Origin of the sequence: Alkalibacterium iburiense (genome assembly GCF_039521845.1) — a bacterium.
GTDB classification, from domain to species: Bacteria; Bacillota; Bacilli; order Lactobacillales; family Carnobacteriaceae_A; genus Alkalibacterium; species Alkalibacterium iburiense.
Genome location: NZ_BAAACW010000125.1, coordinates 1 through 16,624 on the forward strand (window position 1 = coordinate 1; position 16,624 = coordinate 16,624).

Annotated in this window: 15 protein-coding genes and 1 other annotated feature; all 15 genes read left to right on the forward strand. The window is 37.1% G+C overall.

Translation table 11 applies throughout. The annotated features are described in order from the left end of the window. Positions 1-188 precede the first annotated feature (188 nt). The 15 genes from pepA to hemG all read left to right on the forward strand — a co-directional run bounded on the left by pepA (position 189) and on the right by hemG (position 16,422). Complete coding sequence (pepA, locus tag ABDZ53_RS09990) at positions 189-1,259, forward strand: glutamyl aminopeptidase (RefSeq protein ID WP_343756114.1); 1,071 nt, start codon at positions 189-191, stop codon at positions 1,257-1,259. A 36-nt stretch (positions 1,260-1,295) separates the two neighbouring features. Next, entirely contained in the window at positions 1,296-1,913 is a 618-nt protein-coding gene (gene ytpR / locus ABDZ53_RS09995; RefSeq protein ID WP_343756116.1) for a YtpR family tRNA-binding protein, read from the forward strand. A 22-nt stretch (positions 1,914-1,935) separates the two neighbouring features. Beyond that, positions 1,936-2,499, forward strand: a complete 564-nt coding sequence (locus ABDZ53_RS10000; protein ID WP_343756118.1) for a hypothetical protein — start codon at positions 1,936-1,938, stop codon at positions 2,497-2,499. 138 nt (positions 2,500-2,637) lie between these two features. Further along, positions 2,638-3,966, forward strand: a complete 1,329-nt coding sequence (gene murC / locus ABDZ53_RS10005; RefSeq protein WP_343756120.1) for a UDP-N-acetylmuramate--L-alanine ligase — start codon at positions 2,638-2,640, stop codon at positions 3,964-3,966. Between the two features lie 138 nt (positions 3,967-4,104). Beyond that, positions 4,105-6,777, forward strand: coding sequence for a DNA polymerase I (gene polA, locus ABDZ53_RS10010; protein WP_343756122.1), 2,673 nt, complete (start codon positions 4,105-4,107; stop codon positions 6,775-6,777). Between the two features lie 62 nt (positions 6,778-6,839). After that, on the forward strand, positions 6,840-7,658 hold the full coding sequence (gene mutM, locus ABDZ53_RS10015) for a DNA-formamidopyrimidine glycosylase (protein WP_343756124.1): 819 nt from the start codon (positions 6,840-6,842) through the stop codon (positions 7,656-7,658). Between the two features lie 13 nt (positions 7,659-7,671). Next, the gene (gene coaE, locus ABDZ53_RS10020) at positions 7,672-8,283 is read left to right on the forward strand and encodes a dephospho-CoA kinase (RefSeq protein ID WP_343756126.1); all 612 of its coding nucleotides are present in this window, start codon (positions 7,672-7,674) and stop codon (positions 8,281-8,283) included. Between the two features lie 47 nt (positions 8,284-8,330). Beyond that, positions 8,331-8,795, forward strand: a complete 465-nt coding sequence (nrdR, locus tag ABDZ53_RS10025; protein ID WP_343756128.1) for a transcriptional regulator NrdR — start codon at positions 8,331-8,333, stop codon at positions 8,793-8,795. A 27-nt stretch (positions 8,796-8,822) separates the two neighbouring features. Further along, the gene (locus ABDZ53_RS10030; protein WP_343756130.1) at positions 8,823-10,235 is read left to right on the forward strand and encodes a replication initiation and membrane attachment family protein; all 1,413 of its coding nucleotides are present in this window, start codon (positions 8,823-8,825) and stop codon (positions 10,233-10,235) included. Further along, complete coding sequence (gene dnaI, locus ABDZ53_RS10035) at positions 10,223-11,152, forward strand: primosomal protein DnaI (RefSeq protein WP_343756132.1); 930 nt, start codon at positions 10,223-10,225, stop codon at positions 11,150-11,152. Before ABDZ53_RS10030 ends, dnaI begins: the two co-directional genes overlap by 13 nt. Before the next feature lie 43 nt (positions 11,153-11,195). After that, positions 11,196-11,423 (forward strand) — a binding site (T-box leader). Between the two features lie 76 nt (positions 11,424-11,499). Next, entirely contained in the window at positions 11,500-13,428 is a 1,929-nt protein-coding gene (thrS, locus tag ABDZ53_RS10040) for a threonine--tRNA ligase (protein WP_343756143.1), read from the forward strand. A gap of 175 nt (positions 13,429-13,603) precedes the next feature. Then, positions 13,604-14,176: a translation initiation factor IF-3 gene (gene infC / locus ABDZ53_RS10045; protein WP_343756135.1), complete on the forward strand. Its 573-nt coding sequence runs from the start codon at positions 13,604-13,606 to the stop codon at positions 14,174-14,176. 78 nt (positions 14,177-14,254) lie between these two features. Further along, entirely contained in the window at positions 14,255-14,455 is a 201-nt protein-coding gene (gene rpmI, locus ABDZ53_RS10050) for a 50S ribosomal protein L35 (RefSeq protein WP_195206282.1), read from the forward strand. Positions 14,456-14,492: 37 nt separating this feature from the next. Continuing rightward, a complete protein-coding gene (rplT, locus tag ABDZ53_RS10055; RefSeq protein WP_343756139.1) occupies positions 14,493-14,852 on the forward strand; it encodes a 50S ribosomal protein L20 in 360 nt (119 codons plus the stop codon). A 172-nt stretch (positions 14,853-15,024) separates the two neighbouring features. Continuing rightward, complete coding sequence (hemG, locus tag ABDZ53_RS10060) at positions 15,025-16,422, forward strand: protoporphyrinogen oxidase (protein WP_343756141.1); 1,398 nt, start codon at positions 15,025-15,027, stop codon at positions 16,420-16,422. The last annotated feature ends 202 nt before the right edge of the window (positions 16,423-16,624 follow it).

Consider the following 16,624-nt stretch of genomic DNA (forward strand, 5'->3'; position numbering starts at 1 on the left):
ACTAAAAAAACGATAAGAGAGCCTATACCTAAGGCATTCTTGTCGTTTTGACTGTCAAACTCGAGAGTATAACAGAAACGAATGAAGATTCATTAAAAAGACAGCTTATTTTGTGTATAATAAAAGAGAACAGGAAAATGAACAGAATGATTTAAAGGAGGATCGGTCAGCTCGTCTGACAACAGATTATGTCTAACGAAACAATCGAATTAATAAAAAAAACCACAGAACTTAAAGGTGTCAGTGGATTCGAACATGAAGTACGTGATTTTATGCGTCAAGAAATGACCCCCTATGTGGATGATATTCAATTAGATGGATTAGGTGGAATTTTTGGAATCAAAAATGGGATAGATACTCAGTCACCTAAGTTGATGGTTGCTGCACATATGGATGAAGTGGGCTTCATGGTTTCATCCGTCACAGCCAAAGGATTAATGAAGGTGGTCTCTCTAGGAGGATGGAATCCGTACGTGGTTTCTGCCCAACGCTTTACCTTAATCACACAAAAAGGGGAGTACCCGGTTGTATCCTCTTCAATCCCTCCCCATCTACTAAAGAATAAAGAATCGTCTACCCCTTCAATTGATTCTATTTTATTTGATGGCGGATTTGAATCAAAAGAAGAAGCATGGGAATATGGGGTTCGACCAGGAGATGTATTAGTGCCTGATGTTCAAACGATCGAGATGGCTAACGGGAAAACCTTGGTAGGGAAAGCCTGGGATAATCGATATGGCGTCACGTTGGTGCTTGAATTACTTAAAAAGCTAGAAAAAGAGACATTGCCAAGTACGTTAATTGCTGGAGCAAATGTTCAAGAAGAAGTCGGTTTAAGAGGAACCAAAGGGGCAGTAACCCAATTCAAGCCTGATGCCTTTCTAGCTGTTGACTGTTCACCTGCCAATGACATAAATGGAGATAAAGAGGCCTTTGGTCGTTTAGGAGAAGGGTTCTTATTGCGAATACAAGATCCAGGTATGTTACTATCAAAAGAAATGAAAGAATTCTTATTGGATACAGCTGAAACACATGATATCCCTTATCAATATTTCTTCTCAAAAGGCGGAACAGATGCCGGTGCAGCGCATCAAATGAACAAAGGCATTCCAAGCGCAGTGATTGGCGTACCCGCTCGATATATCCATACTCATCAGTCATTATTCCGTATTGATGACTACGAAGCGGCGAAAGAAATGGTTTATCAAACAGTCAAAGCATTTGACCAATCCGTACTTGAAACATTACGGGCATTTTAATAAAATACAAGTTACTTAATTGAAGGAGTTTCACATATGTATATTAGTTCGTATAATAACAAAGGATTAAACGATGTTTTAATGATTATTTTAGAAAAAAGTGATGCCATTAAACAGACAAGTGAGCGTCATGACGATATTGTGGCTATTAGAGACAGGGAAACTGGAAAATTAGTTGGTATCAACCTCTTTCGTGCGTCCACATACTTGTCTAACTTAGAAAATGGGCCTGTAGTCTTGACAGAAGATAACCGGTCTGCACTAAATGACTTAATTAAAAAAGCACATATTGATTTGACTTTAGAAGCAAATGAAGATCCTAAATTTGTGGTTGGGTTTGTTCAGTCATGTGAACCAGTCGTAGGGTCAGATCATTTGAATCTGACACAGACAGAAGTCGACAACGGACAGACCCTTCAAATAGTGTGTGGGGCATCAAACATTTCCCAAGGACAAAAAGTAGTTGTGGCAAAGGTCGGAGCTGTCATGCCAGACGGTTTGGTTATCTGGCCAGGTCAGCTTAAAGGAGTAGACAGCTATGGGATGATTTGTTCCGCACGTGAATTAGGGCTTCGTCAAGAAACAGATGGCATAATGGTATTGGACGATAGTGCAGAAGTAGGGTCGCCTTTTATCATACCGTCACAGAAGTAATGAAGCAGAAGGAGGGGAGAGTATGTCTTCAAAGTACAAAGGGTTTTTCGAATCCTCACTCAAAAAAGAAAGTCAGTCGAAAGAGCGAAGCCTTTCATTTGATGAGACACATAGATTGCCTAAGGATCTTAAGAGTCGTGAGTCGATTGAAAGAGGCTTTAAAGATTATCTATCAAATAAACAGTCTCATGATGAAAATAACTTCGAGCGACGCTATATCTCTCCGCCTTTTGAAGTCAGCCGAGTTCCTTCCCCCGTTTTTGGGTACCATGAAAGACCGAAGGAGAACAGGAGACAAATTAATTATACTAAACTAAAAAGAGATATGCTTAAAAGTCCAAATGACTATCTTTTATTTGAAACAGAAAATGCAACCGAATCCGATTTCGAACCCTACACTTCCATTGAAGAGAGCTCTGACAGAATGGTTCAGTCAAGAGAAAAAATCAAGCCAGTTATCAAGAAGAGTTATGGCTTGCATCGAACGTTAGAATCCATTATTGAAGAAGAAAAAAGTGGAAATAATGGAGATAAGAGTGAAGTGCCTGGACTATTTTTACCCAATCATCCTAGTATAAAAAGATAAGAATGAGTGGAATGGAGTTAAGTTAATCCGAAACGGAAAACAAAAAGTCCTCTATACTAGCTTTTTTGTTTCGTTTGAATTATAGTATATAGCGGTGCAAAACTTTGATATAGGCAATTAATTGGAGGATTTATAGTAATGAATCAAGAAACGGTGTATCATTTTGTGGGAATTAAAGGATCGGGTATGAGTGCGTTAGCGTTGATTCTTCATGATAAAGGGTTTAAAGTGCAAGGTTCTGATGTTAAAAAGTACTTTTTTACTCAGAAAAATATTGAAGAAGCTCAGATTCCTATATATGAATTTAACAAAGATAATATTAAAGAAGGCATGATTATTATTGCAGGTAATGCCTTTCCAGATACGCATGAAGAAATTGTCCGAGCAAAAGAATTAGGCTTGACAGTTAAACGATACCACGATTTTTTAGGTGAATTAAGTAATGAGTTTACTAGTATTTCCATTACTGGTTCTCATGGAAAAACAAGCACGACTGGCCTGTTGGCTCATGTATTAAGCGGTATTAAAGATACCAGTTATTTAATTGGCGATGGCACTGGGAAAGGTGTAAAAGATGCCGACTATTTTGTGTTGGAAGCTTGTGAATATAGACGACACTTTTTAGCTTATGCATCTGATTATGCGATTATCACAAATATTGATTTTGATCACCCGGATTATTACACAAGTATCGATGATGTTCAAGAAGCCTTTGTCGAGTTTTCTCAACAGATTAAAAAAGCGATTTTTGCTTGCGGAGATGATGCGCGTTTACAAGAGCTGCACGCTAAGGTACCGATTGTCTATTACGGACTTGATGAGTACAATGATTTTCAAGCTAAAAATATTGAAAGAAGTACAAATGGATCTTCTTTTGATGTTTTTGTAAGAGGCGACTTTTATGGACGTTTTTATATTCCGGCCTTTGGAAATCATAATATCCAGAATGCTTTAGGTGTTATCGCTTTTGCTCATTATGAAGGATTTAACCCTGAAAAAGTAAAAGAACGTCTAGAGACCTTTAAAGGAGTTAAACGACGCTTTACTGAAAAGACAGTCATGGATACCGTGATTATTGACGATTATGCCCACCATCCGGCTGAAATAAAGGCCACACTAGATGCGGCACATCAGAAATACCCAGAAAAAGAAATCGTAGCGGTATTTCAGCCTCATACCTTTAGTCGCACGGTAGCATTACTCAGCGAATTTGGAGAAGCACTAGATATGGCTGATGCCGTTTATCTTATTGATATTTTTACTTCTGCCAGAGAATTGAATGGAGATGTTACTATTCAAGACTTGTTGGAAAAAACAGAAAAAGGGCAAGGGATCTTAACAGAAGAAGATATGTCTCCTTTGTTAAAACATAAAAATCAAGTCATTGTCTTTATGGGTGCAGGGGATGTACAAAAGTTCGAATTGGCCTTTGAAACAATTTTAAGTCAAACAGAAGCTAAAAACTAAATAAAAAACAGAGTGAGAGAAGGTACCCAATGGATTTTAGTAATACTGTTTAGTATTATAAAGGAGACTATGGTGTACGTTCTCTTTTTCTATCCAGAAAAGTTTGTTAATATGGTTCTATGATAAAAAAACTAGGAGATGAATGAGTTGACCAATAAAAAGAAATTGCTTCTTATTGATGGCCACAGTGTTGCTTTCCGAGCTTTTTATGGCTTACACAGTCAATTGGAGCGTATGAAGAATAGAAACGGGCTTCATACGAATGCGCTATACGGCTTTCATAATATGCTGGAAGTCATCGTCACTAAAGAACAGCCTAGCCACGCTTTAGTCGCTTTTGATGCGGGAAAGACGACTTTTAGGCACAAATATTTTGAAGAGTATAAAGGCGGGCGTTCAAAAATGCCTTCTGAGTTTTCTGAACAAATCCCTTTTATGAAAGATTTGCTGAAGGGCTTTGGATTAAAGAGTTACGAGCTCCCAAATTATGAAGCCGATGATATCATCGGAACATTGGCTAAAGAAGCAGAAAAGAAAGGCTTTGAAGTAGTCATCTTAACCGGTGACCGAGATTTAACCCAGTTAGCATCTGACTCTGTTCGTATTGATATTACTAAAAAAGGAGTCAGTGATTTAGAAGAGTATACGAAGCAATCTATTATGAATGATATGGGAATCACTCCTGAACAGATTATTGATATGAAAGGCTTGGCAGGAGATTCCTCTGATAATATCCCAGGTGTAACCAATATTGGAGAAAAAACAGCTTTGAAACTCTTGCATGAATATGGGTCAGTAGAAAACTTATATGAGAATATTGATAAAATGAAAAAATCCAAGAGAAAAGAATACTTACTGGATGAAAAAGAGACAGCTTTCTTAAGTAAGCAACTGGCTACGATTGACGTAGAAGCTCCTATTACGATTGAAATACATGACTTGGAATATAATGGCCGAAACATGGAGGAGCTTATTTCATTTTATAAAGAAATGGACTTTAATTCTCATCTTCAAAAACTAGATACATCAGAATACATGGAACAATTAGCTGAAGACCTGACAGAAGTGGAGTATGCTTTTGTGGAAGAAATAGACTCCTCTTTATTCAGTAACGGCATGTCTCTGTATATTGAAATGTTAAGTGAAAACTATCATCATTCGGACATCGTAGCCATTGCGTGGGGAAATCAGGAAAAAGTTTATGTCGCTAACCCCCAAACAGTATTTGAGTCATCTGCCTTTAAAGAATGGGCTGAGGACGAGACACTGCTTAAACAAATGTATGATGCGAAGCGCACCTATGTTGCTTTAAACAACAAAAATATCACGTTAAAAGGTGTGAGCTTTGATATAATGCTGGCTTCGTATTTATTAACAGCTGAAGATAGCAGCAGTGGAGACGTTGCAGACGTTGCACAAAAACATCACTATGATGGCGTGACACCTGATGAAGTGGTTTATGGAAAAGGTAAAAAAATCAAAGTGCCTGAAGATTTAACGCTGATGTATGATCATTTGGCCCGTAAAGTAATAGCTATCAATCACTTGTCAGAACAGATGGATAAGGAACTGAAAGAAAACGATCAAGAAAGTCTATTGAAAGAAATGGAATTGCCTCTAGCCATGATACTAGCTGAAATGGAAATTCAGGGCATTACAGCTGATGCTGAACGATTGACCCAAATGAAAGGTGAATTCAAGGAGATTCTCGAATCGATTGAAGAAAAGATATTTGAAGAAGCAGGAGAAACCTTCAATATCAATTCACCCAAACAATTAGGCGTCATATTATTTGAAAAAATGGGCTATCCTGTTATTAAGAAAACGAAAACAGGGTACTCCACAGCTCAGGATGTCCTTGAAAAGTTACGTGATCAAGCCCCTATTGTCGAGTATATTCTGGAATATAGAACTATTTCCAAGATTCAATCAACCTATATTGAAGGATTATTAAAAGTGATTGATAAACAGTCAAGCAAAATTCATACACGTTACCTTCAAACAGTGGCACGTACGGGTCGACTCAGTTCTGTGGATCCTAATTTACAAAACATTCCTATCCGTTTAGAAGAAGGAAGAAAGATAAGACAAGCTTTTGTTGCTCGAGAAAAAGGGTGGAAAATTTTTGCTTCAGACTATTCACAGATTGAATTGCGCATATTAGCTCATATATCTAAAGACGAAACATTGATTAAGGCATTCAAAGACAATGAGGACATCCATACCACAACGGCTTTACAGGTGTTTGATTTGAAGGATGTTTCTGAAGTGACACCTAACATGAGAAGAGATGCCAAAGCGGTCAACTTCGGAATTGTGTACGGTATAAGTGATTATGGTCTATCTCAAAACTTGAATATCACTAGAAAAGAAGCCAAAGAGTATATCGATACCTACTTCGAACGTTTCCCTGGAGTGAAAGAATTTATTGATACGGTCATTAGAGAAGCTAAAGATAAAGGCTATGTAGAGACGCTTTTCCACCGTCGCCGTTATTTACCAGACATTAATTCTCGTAACTTCAATTTAAGATCATTTGCCGAACGAACAGCTATGAATACCCCTATACAGGGAAGTGCTGCTGATATTTTGAAAATGGCTATGATAGAAATGGACAAGCGAATAAAAGAAAGAGGCCTGCAGGCAACGATGCTCTTACAGGTTCACGATGAGCTGATTTTCGAAGCTCCTGAATCAGAAATTGAAGAACTGGAAACATTAGTTAAAGAAGTGATGGAACAAACAGTTGAATTATCAGTACCGCTAAAAGTAGAAAGTAGTTATGGAGACAGTTGGTATGAAGCCAAATAAGAAAAAAAGCGAGTGCATCTCGCTTTTTTTCATTTAATAAATAGATTCAGAAGGAGAATGAAATGCCTGAACTACCTGAAGTAGAAAATGTCAGACAGGGGTTAGAGAGATTAATAGTAGGACAGAAAATAAAGGCAGTGAATGTCCTATGGAGTAATATAATAAAAGACCCAACTGTTGAAGACTTTAAACAAAACCTAATAGGCGAAACCTTCCTCTCCATTAATAGAAGAGGTAAGTTTCTGCTTTTTGAAACCACAGACTATATAGTGATAAGCCATTTAAGAATGGAAGGAAAGTACAAACTGGAAAGTGAAGAACACCCGCCCACCAAGCATACTCATGTAATTTTCTCCTTAAATAACGGGAAAGAGTTAAGGTATCTAGATGTCAGAAAGTTTGGTAAAATGAGCTTAGTTGAAAAATCTAAAGCGTATGAGCATCCTTCTTTGAGATCGTTAGGTCCAGAACCAAACGAAGAATTGACGCTTTCTCATGTCAGCGCATTTTTAAGGAACCGTAAACGGTCTATAAAAGCCTGTTTGCTAGATCAGAAAATGGTAGCGGGAATTGGGAATATTTATGCGGATGAAATTTTATTTGCTTCCGGTATTCATCCAGAACGACAAGGGCACACACTATCATCGACCGAACAGAAAAAGTTAAAAGAAGCGATTGTCACTATAATGAAGAAGGCTGTTGAAGCTGGTGGCACAACTATTCGTACTTACGCCAATGCTTTTGGAGATTCAGGCTCCTTTCAAAACCAGTTAATGGTTTATGGCAAAGAAGGAGAGCCCTGTCCAAACTGTCAAACGGCTTTTATCAAAACGAAAGTAGCTCAAAGAGGGACTCATTATTGTCCCCTATGTCAAAAGTAAAGTAGGGAATGGGATGACATTTGTTCTTGGTTTAACTGGAGGAATAGCTTCAGGAAAAACAACTGTAAGCAACCATTTTAAGACGTTGCAGATTCCAGTTATAGATGCAGATATTATTGCTCGAAAAGTAATGGAACCTGGACAAGCTGCGCTCCAGAAAGTAGTCGCAGCCTTTGGTCAGGATATATTACTGGCAGACGGCACACTTAATCGTAAAAAGCTGGGAGAGATAGTATTTACTCACCCAGAGAAATTGGAACAATTAAATAAAATAGTTCAAAAAGAAATTTATACTCATATACTGTCTGAAAAAGAGAAGTTTATTATGAAGGGCGTTCCTCTTTTAGTCTTAGATATTCCCTTGCTATTCGAAGCAGGTTATGAAGATGAGGTAGATGAAATCATGGTTGTCTACACGACTCATGAGAATCAACTCAAACGATTAATGAAAAGAAATCAGTTGTCAGAAGCGGAAGCTCAAGCGCGTATTCAATCACAGCTCTCTTTAAATGTCAAAAAAGAAAAAGCGGACAGTGTCATAGACAATAATGGGTCGGTTGAAAAGACTCTTGAACAAGTCGATGCATGGCTGAGTGAGCAAAAGGGTATTAGTCCCAACATATAACCTGTGGTATAATAAGTTAAGAAATCTCTAGTAAAGGACTGAAAAACATGCATTGTCCAAGATGTCAACACAATGGGAGCAGAGTAGTAGACAGTAGACCTGCCGATGATGGGAAATCTATTAGACGAAGAAGAGAATGTGAGAAATGTATGTTTCGTTTTACGACCTTTGAACGAATCGAACAAAGTGCGATACTGGTTGTCAAAAAGAACGGAAATAGAGAAGAGTTTAATAGAGAAAAGCTATTAAGAGGCATTAGAAGAGCCTGTGAAAAAAGACCTGTTGCAGCAGAAGCACAGGAGAATATTGTAAGTAAAGTCGAATATAAAATAAGAGACCTAGGGTCAAGTGAAGTCTCTTCAACAAAAATTGGAGAGTATGTCATGGAAGAACTAGCCGAATTGGATGACGTAGCTTACATTAGATTCGCAAGTGTCTACAGACAATTTAAAGATATTGGCGTCTTTATGCAAGAAATGCAGCAATTAGAAAAAAAGAGAAAAGAACAATAACTTAAAAAATGAAAGGATAATAGCGGAATGAATTACCCATGGAAACACATTAGTCCCAAAGATACACTTCAAGTCACCCAGTCTACTATCCTTTCGAATCTTGATTCACGAATTATAGCCTCATTATATCAGCCCTTAGCTGGAGTGCAGGCTATTAGTCTTTATATGCTTTTAAAAGAAACGAGTGAGACTTGCTTTAAAGCCGATCTGATGTTGTCCGATGTATTAACTCAATTAAATATAGGAATCAAAGAGTTTTATGAAGCCCGTATTCGTTTAGAAGCCTACGGTTTACTGAAAGTTTATCAGCATACTCAACACGAAGACGCATATGTTTTGTTTTTACAGCCTCCGTTGAGTGCTGAAGGCTTTTTCAATGAACCTTTGCTTAAAATGAGTTTAGTTGAAAAAGTTGGAGAAAGAATCGCAGGAGAACTTGAAAAACGCTTTGTATTCAAACCAGAGCCTTTGAAAGACTACAAAGAAATCACTAAATCTTTTATAGATGTTATTCATGTGGACATGGAAAAAGTGAGTCAAGCTATCAGTCAAAAAGATAATCAAGTGACGGATAGAAAAGAGAAGTTGTCAGAGCAAGTGGTTAGACAGTCGCACTTTGACTGGTCATTTTTCATGGAAGGTCTGAATAAGCAGTTTGTGAAAAGTGAGTCACTGGATTCCAATATCAAACAACTTATTTACACATTCCACACTTTATATGGAATCAATGAACTAGATATGCAGCACTTTGTTCTTGAATCTGCTGATATAAGTACAGGAGAAGTTAGTGAATCAAAATTGACTCATCTTATTCAAAAACAGTTTTTAAATAGTGGGAAAACAACGACCTTTGTAAGACAAGGGACGAATGAGAATGATCAAAATGAGTCGCACAGAATGAAACAGTTAAAACAAAAGGGATTCTCCAAGGAAGAAATTGAAATCATCCTTCATGCTGAGAAAACACAACCTTATGCCTATTTGAAATCAATAAAAGAGCAGAAAGGCGGATTTGTTTCTTCTAACGAGACCTGGCTACTTAAAGAATTAGTAGAACAGGCGCCTATCCCTATATCTGTTTTAAATATTTTAATTAATTATGTATTAATTATAAAAAATTCTCCTACCTTAGAAAAAAACTTTGCACTGAAGATAGCCAATGACTGGTCGCAAAGTAACATTGAATCACCTGAGGATGCAATGAATAAGGTTAAAGAATTATATGCAGAAGCTCAAGCGAAACAGTTTAATCAATCTAAGCGGTCTCCAAACAAAAGGTATTCTACAAAAGAACGCAGTCGTGTTGAAACTCTTCCTGACTGGGCTTCTAAAAAAGAGACTACGGATGAACGGATCAGTAAAGAAGAAGAAGAGGCCTTCAGAGAAAAGTTAAGACGAATACGTAATCGGAAGGGTGGTGAGAATGAGTGGAAAGCTTAAGAGAACAATTAGAAAAAATGTTAGATGTCACTCAATTAAATGAACGGTTTAGAGATATCATGAGAAATATGGTATTTAAAGACCCAGACGTTAAGCTTTTTTTATCAGAAAATAGAGATCGGTTGGATAATACAGCTATTGAAAAAAGCGCATCTAAATTATACGAATTTGTATCAGAGAAGAAAAAAGCAGAAGCATCAGATGATGGACTCGCCCCAGGCTATTATCCTAAATTGATTATTAATAACCACCGCATCGATGTCACTTATGTTCCCAGCAGGGAGTTGATAAAAAAACAGCAGCAAGAAACCATAAAAAAACGTATTTCATCTGTATATATGCCAAAAGATATCAAAAATGCGACGCTGGAACACTTTGAGGCAACAAGAGGCAGACAGAGAGCTTTAGAAAAGGCGATGGCCTTTATCGATGACTATATGCAAGCACCTAAAAAATTTCATAAGGGTTTATATTTGCATGGTGCTTTTGGTGTAGGGAAAACCTATTTGCTCGGTGCGATTGCCTATGAATTATCTGAACAAGGCTACTCTACTACACTAGTCCATTTCCCCACACTAGCGGTGGAAATGAAGAATTCTATTGGTAAGAATACAACGGAAGATAAATTAGAGCTTTACAAAAAAGCACGTATTTTAATGCTGGATGATATAGGTGCTGATTCCATGTCTAGTTGGATTCGAGATGATGTGTTGGGGGTTATTTTACAATACCGTATGCAAGAACAGTTACCCACTTTTTTTAGTTCGAATTTCAATATGAAGCAACTAGAGGAAGAACACTTGACTCAATCACAAAGAGGAGAAATGGAGCCTTTAAAAGCTAAAAGAATAATGGAACGTGTGCGCTTTCTATCTGAAGAAGTCGAAATGAGCGGAGAAAATCGTCGGCTGAAATAACTATTGAATTAAAGAATAAAATGAGCTATCATACACTTATATCATACGAACTGAGAAAAAGACAACTTTGACAGTCACTATTTTTCAGAGAGGAAAACATTGGGTGAGAGTTTTCTAAAATACCTGTCATTGACCACTTTTGAGTATTGCTTTGATAATGTAAAAGCAGTCGTCGCCTCTGCGTTAAAGAGGAAATGAAGATAGAAGATACGACATACCTGTATCATTCTATAAAATTGGGTGGAACCACGTCACTATAAACGTCCCATTGAATAACTCTGTTTAATACGGATTTATTCAATGGGATTTTTGTTTGAGAAAATAAAGGAGGAATAATAATGAGTGAAATGATTACTATTACACTGCCAGACGGAACGGCTAAAGAGGTAGAAAAAGGAACAAACCCCAAAGAAATCGCTGCAGGCATTGCTAAATCATTAGAAAAAAAAGGCCTAGCGGCTAAATGGAATGGCATATTGATTGATTTTGACCGTCCATTGGAAGAAGATGGCGAGTTAGAAATTGTTACACCTGATCATGAGGATGCCTTATCTGTTTTGCGTCACTCTACAGCTCATTTGATGGCACAAGCCATTAAGCGTCTCTATCCTGATGTGAAATTTGGAGTGGGACCTTCTATTGAAAATGGCTTCTATTACGACACAGATACTGAAAAAGCCATCACAGATGAAGATTTAAAAGATATTGAAAACGAAATGATGTCCATTGTAAAAGAAAATTTACCTATCGTCCGTAAAGAATTAAGCCGAGAAGAAGCCCTTAATGTCTTTAAAGAAGATCCGTACAAAGTGGAATTGATTGAAGACTTGCCAGAGGACGAAGTCATTACAGTTTATGAACAAGGTGAATTTGTTGATTTGTGTAAAGGAGTGCATGTCCCATCGACAGGACGCATCCAAGTCTTTAAGCTCCTATCATTAGCTGGAGCTTACTGGAGAGGAAACTCTAATAATAAAATGATGCAGCGTGTGTATGGTACAGCATTCTTCGATAAAAAAGCTTTAAAAGAATACATGAAAATGAGAGAAGAAGCTAAAGAAAGAGATCACCGAAAATTAGGTAAAGAGTTAGATTTATTTATGCTTTCACCTGAAGTAGGCTCAGGACTTCCTTTCTGGTTACCAAAAGGAGCAACTATCCGACGAATTATCGAACGGTATATTACAGATAAAGAGATTAACTTAGGTTATCAACACGTATACACTCCGATAATGGCGAATGTTGACTTTTATAAAAGATCGGGTCACTGGGATCATTACCATGAAGATATGTTCCCGCCAATGGATATGGGAGATGGAGAGATGCTGGTTCTGCGCCCAATGAACTGTCCTCACCATATGATGGTATATAAAGATGACGTGCGAAGTTATCGTGATTTACCTATTCGCATAGCTGAACTAGGTCAAATGCACCGTTATGAGAAAAGTGGAGCCTTATCAGGTCTTCAACGGGTACGTGAAATGACTCTGAATGATGCCCATGTATTCGTTAGACCAGATCAGATTAAGGAAGAATTTAAGCGTGTCGTACATTTAATGTTGGCTGTTTTTGAAGATTTTGATATTCATGACTACCGTTTCCGATTAAGCTACCGAGATCCGGATAATACTGAAAAATACTTTGATGACGACGACATGTGGGAAAAAGCAGAATCTATGTTAAAAGAAACATTGGATGATATGGGACTGGAGTATTTTGAAGCTGTTGGAGAAGCCGCGTTTTATGGGCCTAAACTGGATGTCCAAGTAAAAACGGCTTTAGGAATTGAAGAAACATTATCAACGGTTCAGTTAGACTTCCTCTTACCTGAGCGTTTCGACTTAACTTACGTGGGTGAGGACGGACAAGATACTCATCGTCCTGTCGTTATCCATAGGGGCATTGTTTCCACAATGGAGCGATTTGTCGCCTACTTGATTGAAAGATATAAAGGAGCTTTCCCAACTTGGCTTGCTCCTGTACAAGCTAAAATTATTCCAGTTAATCTAGACATACACGGGGAGTTTGCTAACCAGTTGCAAGAACAAATGCAAGCTAAAGGTCTTCGTGTAGAAGTAGATACCCGAAATGAAAAAATGGGATATAAAATTCGTGAAGCTCAAACATTGAAGATCCCTTATCAGTTAGTCATTGGCGACAATGAAATAGAGGATGGAACGGTTGCTGTGCGTAAATACGGAGAAAAGAAAACGGAGACTCTTTCTATAGAGGAGTTTATTGACACAATAACAGAAGAATCAACAAAAAAAATTTAAAACATGTTTGACATTTAATTTATGACGTGCTATACTATTAAAGTTGAGAAAACAAAGCAGAAGCCCCCGCTTCTCGCCTTAGTGGATACCTATCCCTGGGCAGATATGAACGTATATAAATTAAACATATTTTTTAATGTGTTTTAATGCGGAGACAAGGCGGGACTTCTATGCAATGAGAAGGTCCGTCTTTTTCTGTGTTTTTCTCGCAAATACTTTGGAGGTGACCACCATAGCTAAAGACATGATTGTCAACGATCGTATTCGTGCAAATGAAGTGCGCTTGATCGGAAAGAACGGTGAACAGATAGGTGTAGTCCAGCGGAATGAAGCATTAAGGTTAGCAGAAGAGGCTCGTTTAGACGTCGTACTCGTTTCTCCAAACGCTAAACCTCCTGTTGCTCGCATCATGGATTATGGGAAATATCGCTATGAACAACAGAAAAAAGAACGTGAACAAAGAAAAAATCAAAAAGTAGTCAACGTGAAAGAAATTCGTTTAAGTCCTACTATTGATGATCACGACTTTAATACTAAAATGCGTAATGCACGTAAGTTCATTGAAAAAGGCGATAAAGTAAAAGTTTCTATTCGTTTCCGTGGCCGAGCTATTACTCATAAGGACATTGGTCGTGAAGTATTAGAACGCATGGCTGAAGAGATGTCTGACATTTCACAAGTTGAATCGAAAGCTAAAATGGAAGGCCGCAGCATGTTCTTAATGCTCGCACCGAAAAGTGAGAAATAACCGTTATTCTACTATCTAATGAGTTGAATCATTAAGTAGTTAACTATAAAACATAAGAAGTATTGGAGGAAAAGAATAATGCCTAAACAAAAAACGCATAAAGGCTATGCAAAAAGATTGAAAAGAACCGGTACTGGAAAATTAAAAAGAGGACGCGCAAAAACAAGCCACTTGTTTGCGAATAAAACTCAAAAACAAAAACGTAAGTTACGTAAATCAGCTTTGGTTTCCAAAGGTGACTACAAACGTATCAAACAAATGATTGCTAAAATGAAATAATATAGATTCTTAGGATTGTATTGAAGGAGGAAAAACAATGGCACGAGTAAAAGGTGGAGTAGTCACTCGCAGACGCCGTAATCGCGTTTTGAAATTAGCTAAAGGGTATTATGGTGCGAAACATAAGTTGTTTAAAGTAGCTAAACAACAAGTAATGAAATCTTATATGTATGCATATAGAGACCGTAAACAAAACAAACGTAATTTCCGTAAATTATGGATTGCACGTATTAATGCGGCAGCCCGTATGAATGGCTTAAGCTACTCTAAATTTATGCATGGATTAAAATTAGCAGAAATCGATTTAAATCGTAAAGTATTAGCAGACTTAGCCGTTAATGACGCAGAAGCATTTACTGCTTTAACTGATCAAGCTAAAGAAGCTTTAAATAACTAATCATTAGAAAACTAAGACTAGGAATGTATATTCTTTTGTCTTAGTTTTTTTTGTTCTAATTTTACTTATATTGACACGAATACGTAACCTAAAACTATGGACTTCATGCTATAATAGATAAAAGATTATTTAAAAAGTGATATTAATATTTATGCGTGAGAGGAAATGATGGATGGTGGTGGCTAAAAAACGCATTGCTATAATTGGCAGTGGCATAACCGGATTAGCAATAGCGTACCGTTTACAGCAAGTAATAGACAAGGAAAGTCTTCCTTATGAAGTCGTCATTATTGAGTCTTCAATTCGTTCAGGTGGGAAGATATTTACCATGAAGTTTGGTGATCAATACATAGACCTAGGTGCTGAATCTATAGATACAAGGCTACCGGAAGCCTTAGACTTAATTCATGAACTGGGTATACAAGACGAACTTCAATTCAGTAAAAATGGAAAACAAGATATCTTTGCCTTCAATAAACTATACTACTTCGATTGTCCTACGTATAAAGGAATCCCCGTTAAGCGAACAGACATATGGAAGTATGATCTGATATCTTTCCAAGGCAAATTAGCCTTCTTAAAAGAAACCTATTTTCAGCGAACGAAAGAAAAAGAGGAATTAACGACTAAAGACTACTTTACTAAACGGATTGGTGAGGAAATGGCCGAGTATGTGGCTGAACCATATTTCTCTAAAATATACACCAGTGATATCGATGAAATAGGTATTCACGGATACAATGAACCTTTAGTGGAATGGGAAAAAGAACATGGGACCATTACTAAAGCCCTTGAAGCCCATCCGGAGGTATTAGATGGAAAAGAAAACTTTGCCACTTTTAACCAAGGGTTGGAAACATTAACCAACGCACTAGCGAATAAATTAGAGAATAATATACGCTATTCTAAAAGAGTGACAGAAATAAAGAAAAGTATCAGTAATACGTATATACTGGATATTAATCAAAAAGAACAATTAAGAGTTGATTCTGTCATCGTGGCCACGGATCCAGGTGCTTACAGTGAGTTGTTTTCTGATTTAGAACTTAGTGATTACTTCAAGGATATCAAGTTAGGATCCATTGGTTTTATTCTATTTAGCTTTCCTAAAGGGTCAATTAAGAAACAGCCGAAAGGGAATGGCGTTTATTCAGTTCGCATGAGCAACTCCCATATTCAAAGTGTGGTATGGTTAAATAAAAAATGGGCTCACTTTGCTAAGAAAGATGAAGATATGCTTGGAGTTTATTTCGGACGAAGTAATGACAGTATTATGATGTCATTGAATAACAAACAAATCGAGAAAGCTATTTTGAAAGATTTAGAGGCCATGCTTGGAATTGTTGCTTCACCTAATTATAAAATTATCAAGCGTTGGCCAAATGCCATACCTCAATTCAAACTGAATCATGATGAGAGAAGAAAAAACTTATTTGAATATTTAAACGAAAAATACCCGGGTCTCTATCTTGCTGGTAACGGAATAGATGGATTCGGAATAAATAATAGTATTAAACAAGCCGATGCAACAAGTAAGAAAGTTTTGGAGTATTTCAAAAAAACAAAATAGTTTTTATGGGCTACTGATGCAACGCTTATTTTTGAAAAACAACTAGACTCTCTTAAATATTGGAGTTTTAGTTGTTTTTTTTATGCTTAGTGAAGTATCCTATAATTATGAATGGATACAGTCTTATTAACTGAGAAAGGTAATGCCAAAAGTTCTATGAAAAATCAGATTATTCCTGTTCGAAGGTATGATATTCCCAAAT

What these genes read in the sequence shown, in the direction of transcription:
- ytpR (WP_343756116.1), top strand. Translation starts at nt 1,296, where the DNA reads ATGTATATTAGTTCGTATAATAACAAAGGATTAAACGATGTTTTAATG.
- infC (WP_343756135.1), top strand. Translation starts at nt 13,604, where the DNA reads ATGAGAAGGTCCGTCTTTTTCTGTGTTTTTCTCGCAAATACTTTGGAG.
- thrS (WP_343756143.1), top strand. Translation starts at nt 11,500, where the DNA reads ATGATTACTATTACACTGCCAGACGGAACGGCTAAAGAGGTAGAAAAA.
- pepA (WP_343756114.1), top strand. Translation starts at nt 189, where the DNA reads ATGTCTAACGAAACAATCGAATTAATAAAAAAAACCACAGAACTTAAA.
- coaE (WP_343756126.1), top strand. Translation starts at nt 7,672, where the DNA reads ATGACATTTGTTCTTGGTTTAACTGGAGGAATAGCTTCAGGAAAAACA.
- mutM (WP_343756124.1), top strand. Translation starts at nt 6,840, where the DNA reads ATGCCTGAACTACCTGAAGTAGAAAATGTCAGACAGGGGTTAGAGAGA.
- rplT (WP_343756139.1), top strand. Translation starts at nt 14,493, where the DNA reads ATGGCACGAGTAAAAGGTGGAGTAGTCACTCGCAGACGCCGTAATCGC.
- ABDZ53_RS10030 (WP_343756130.1), top strand. Translation starts at nt 8,823, where the DNA reads ATGAATTACCCATGGAAACACATTAGTCCCAAAGATACACTTCAAGTC.
- ABDZ53_RS10000 (WP_343756118.1), top strand. Translation starts at nt 1,936, where the DNA reads ATGTCTTCAAAGTACAAAGGGTTTTTCGAATCCTCACTCAAAAAAGAA.
- polA (WP_343756122.1), top strand. Translation starts at nt 4,105, where the DNA reads ATGAATGAGTTGACCAATAAAAAGAAATTGCTTCTTATTGATGGCCAC.
- nrdR (WP_343756128.1), top strand. Translation starts at nt 8,331, where the DNA reads ATGCATTGTCCAAGATGTCAACACAATGGGAGCAGAGTAGTAGACAGT.
- murC (WP_343756120.1), top strand. Translation starts at nt 2,638, where the DNA reads ATGAATCAAGAAACGGTGTATCATTTTGTGGGAATTAAAGGATCGGGT.
- hemG (WP_343756141.1), top strand. Translation starts at nt 15,025, where the DNA reads ATGGTGGTGGCTAAAAAACGCATTGCTATAATTGGCAGTGGCATAACC.
- rpmI (WP_195206282.1), top strand. Translation starts at nt 14,255, where the DNA reads ATGCCTAAACAAAAAACGCATAAAGGCTATGCAAAAAGATTGAAAAGA.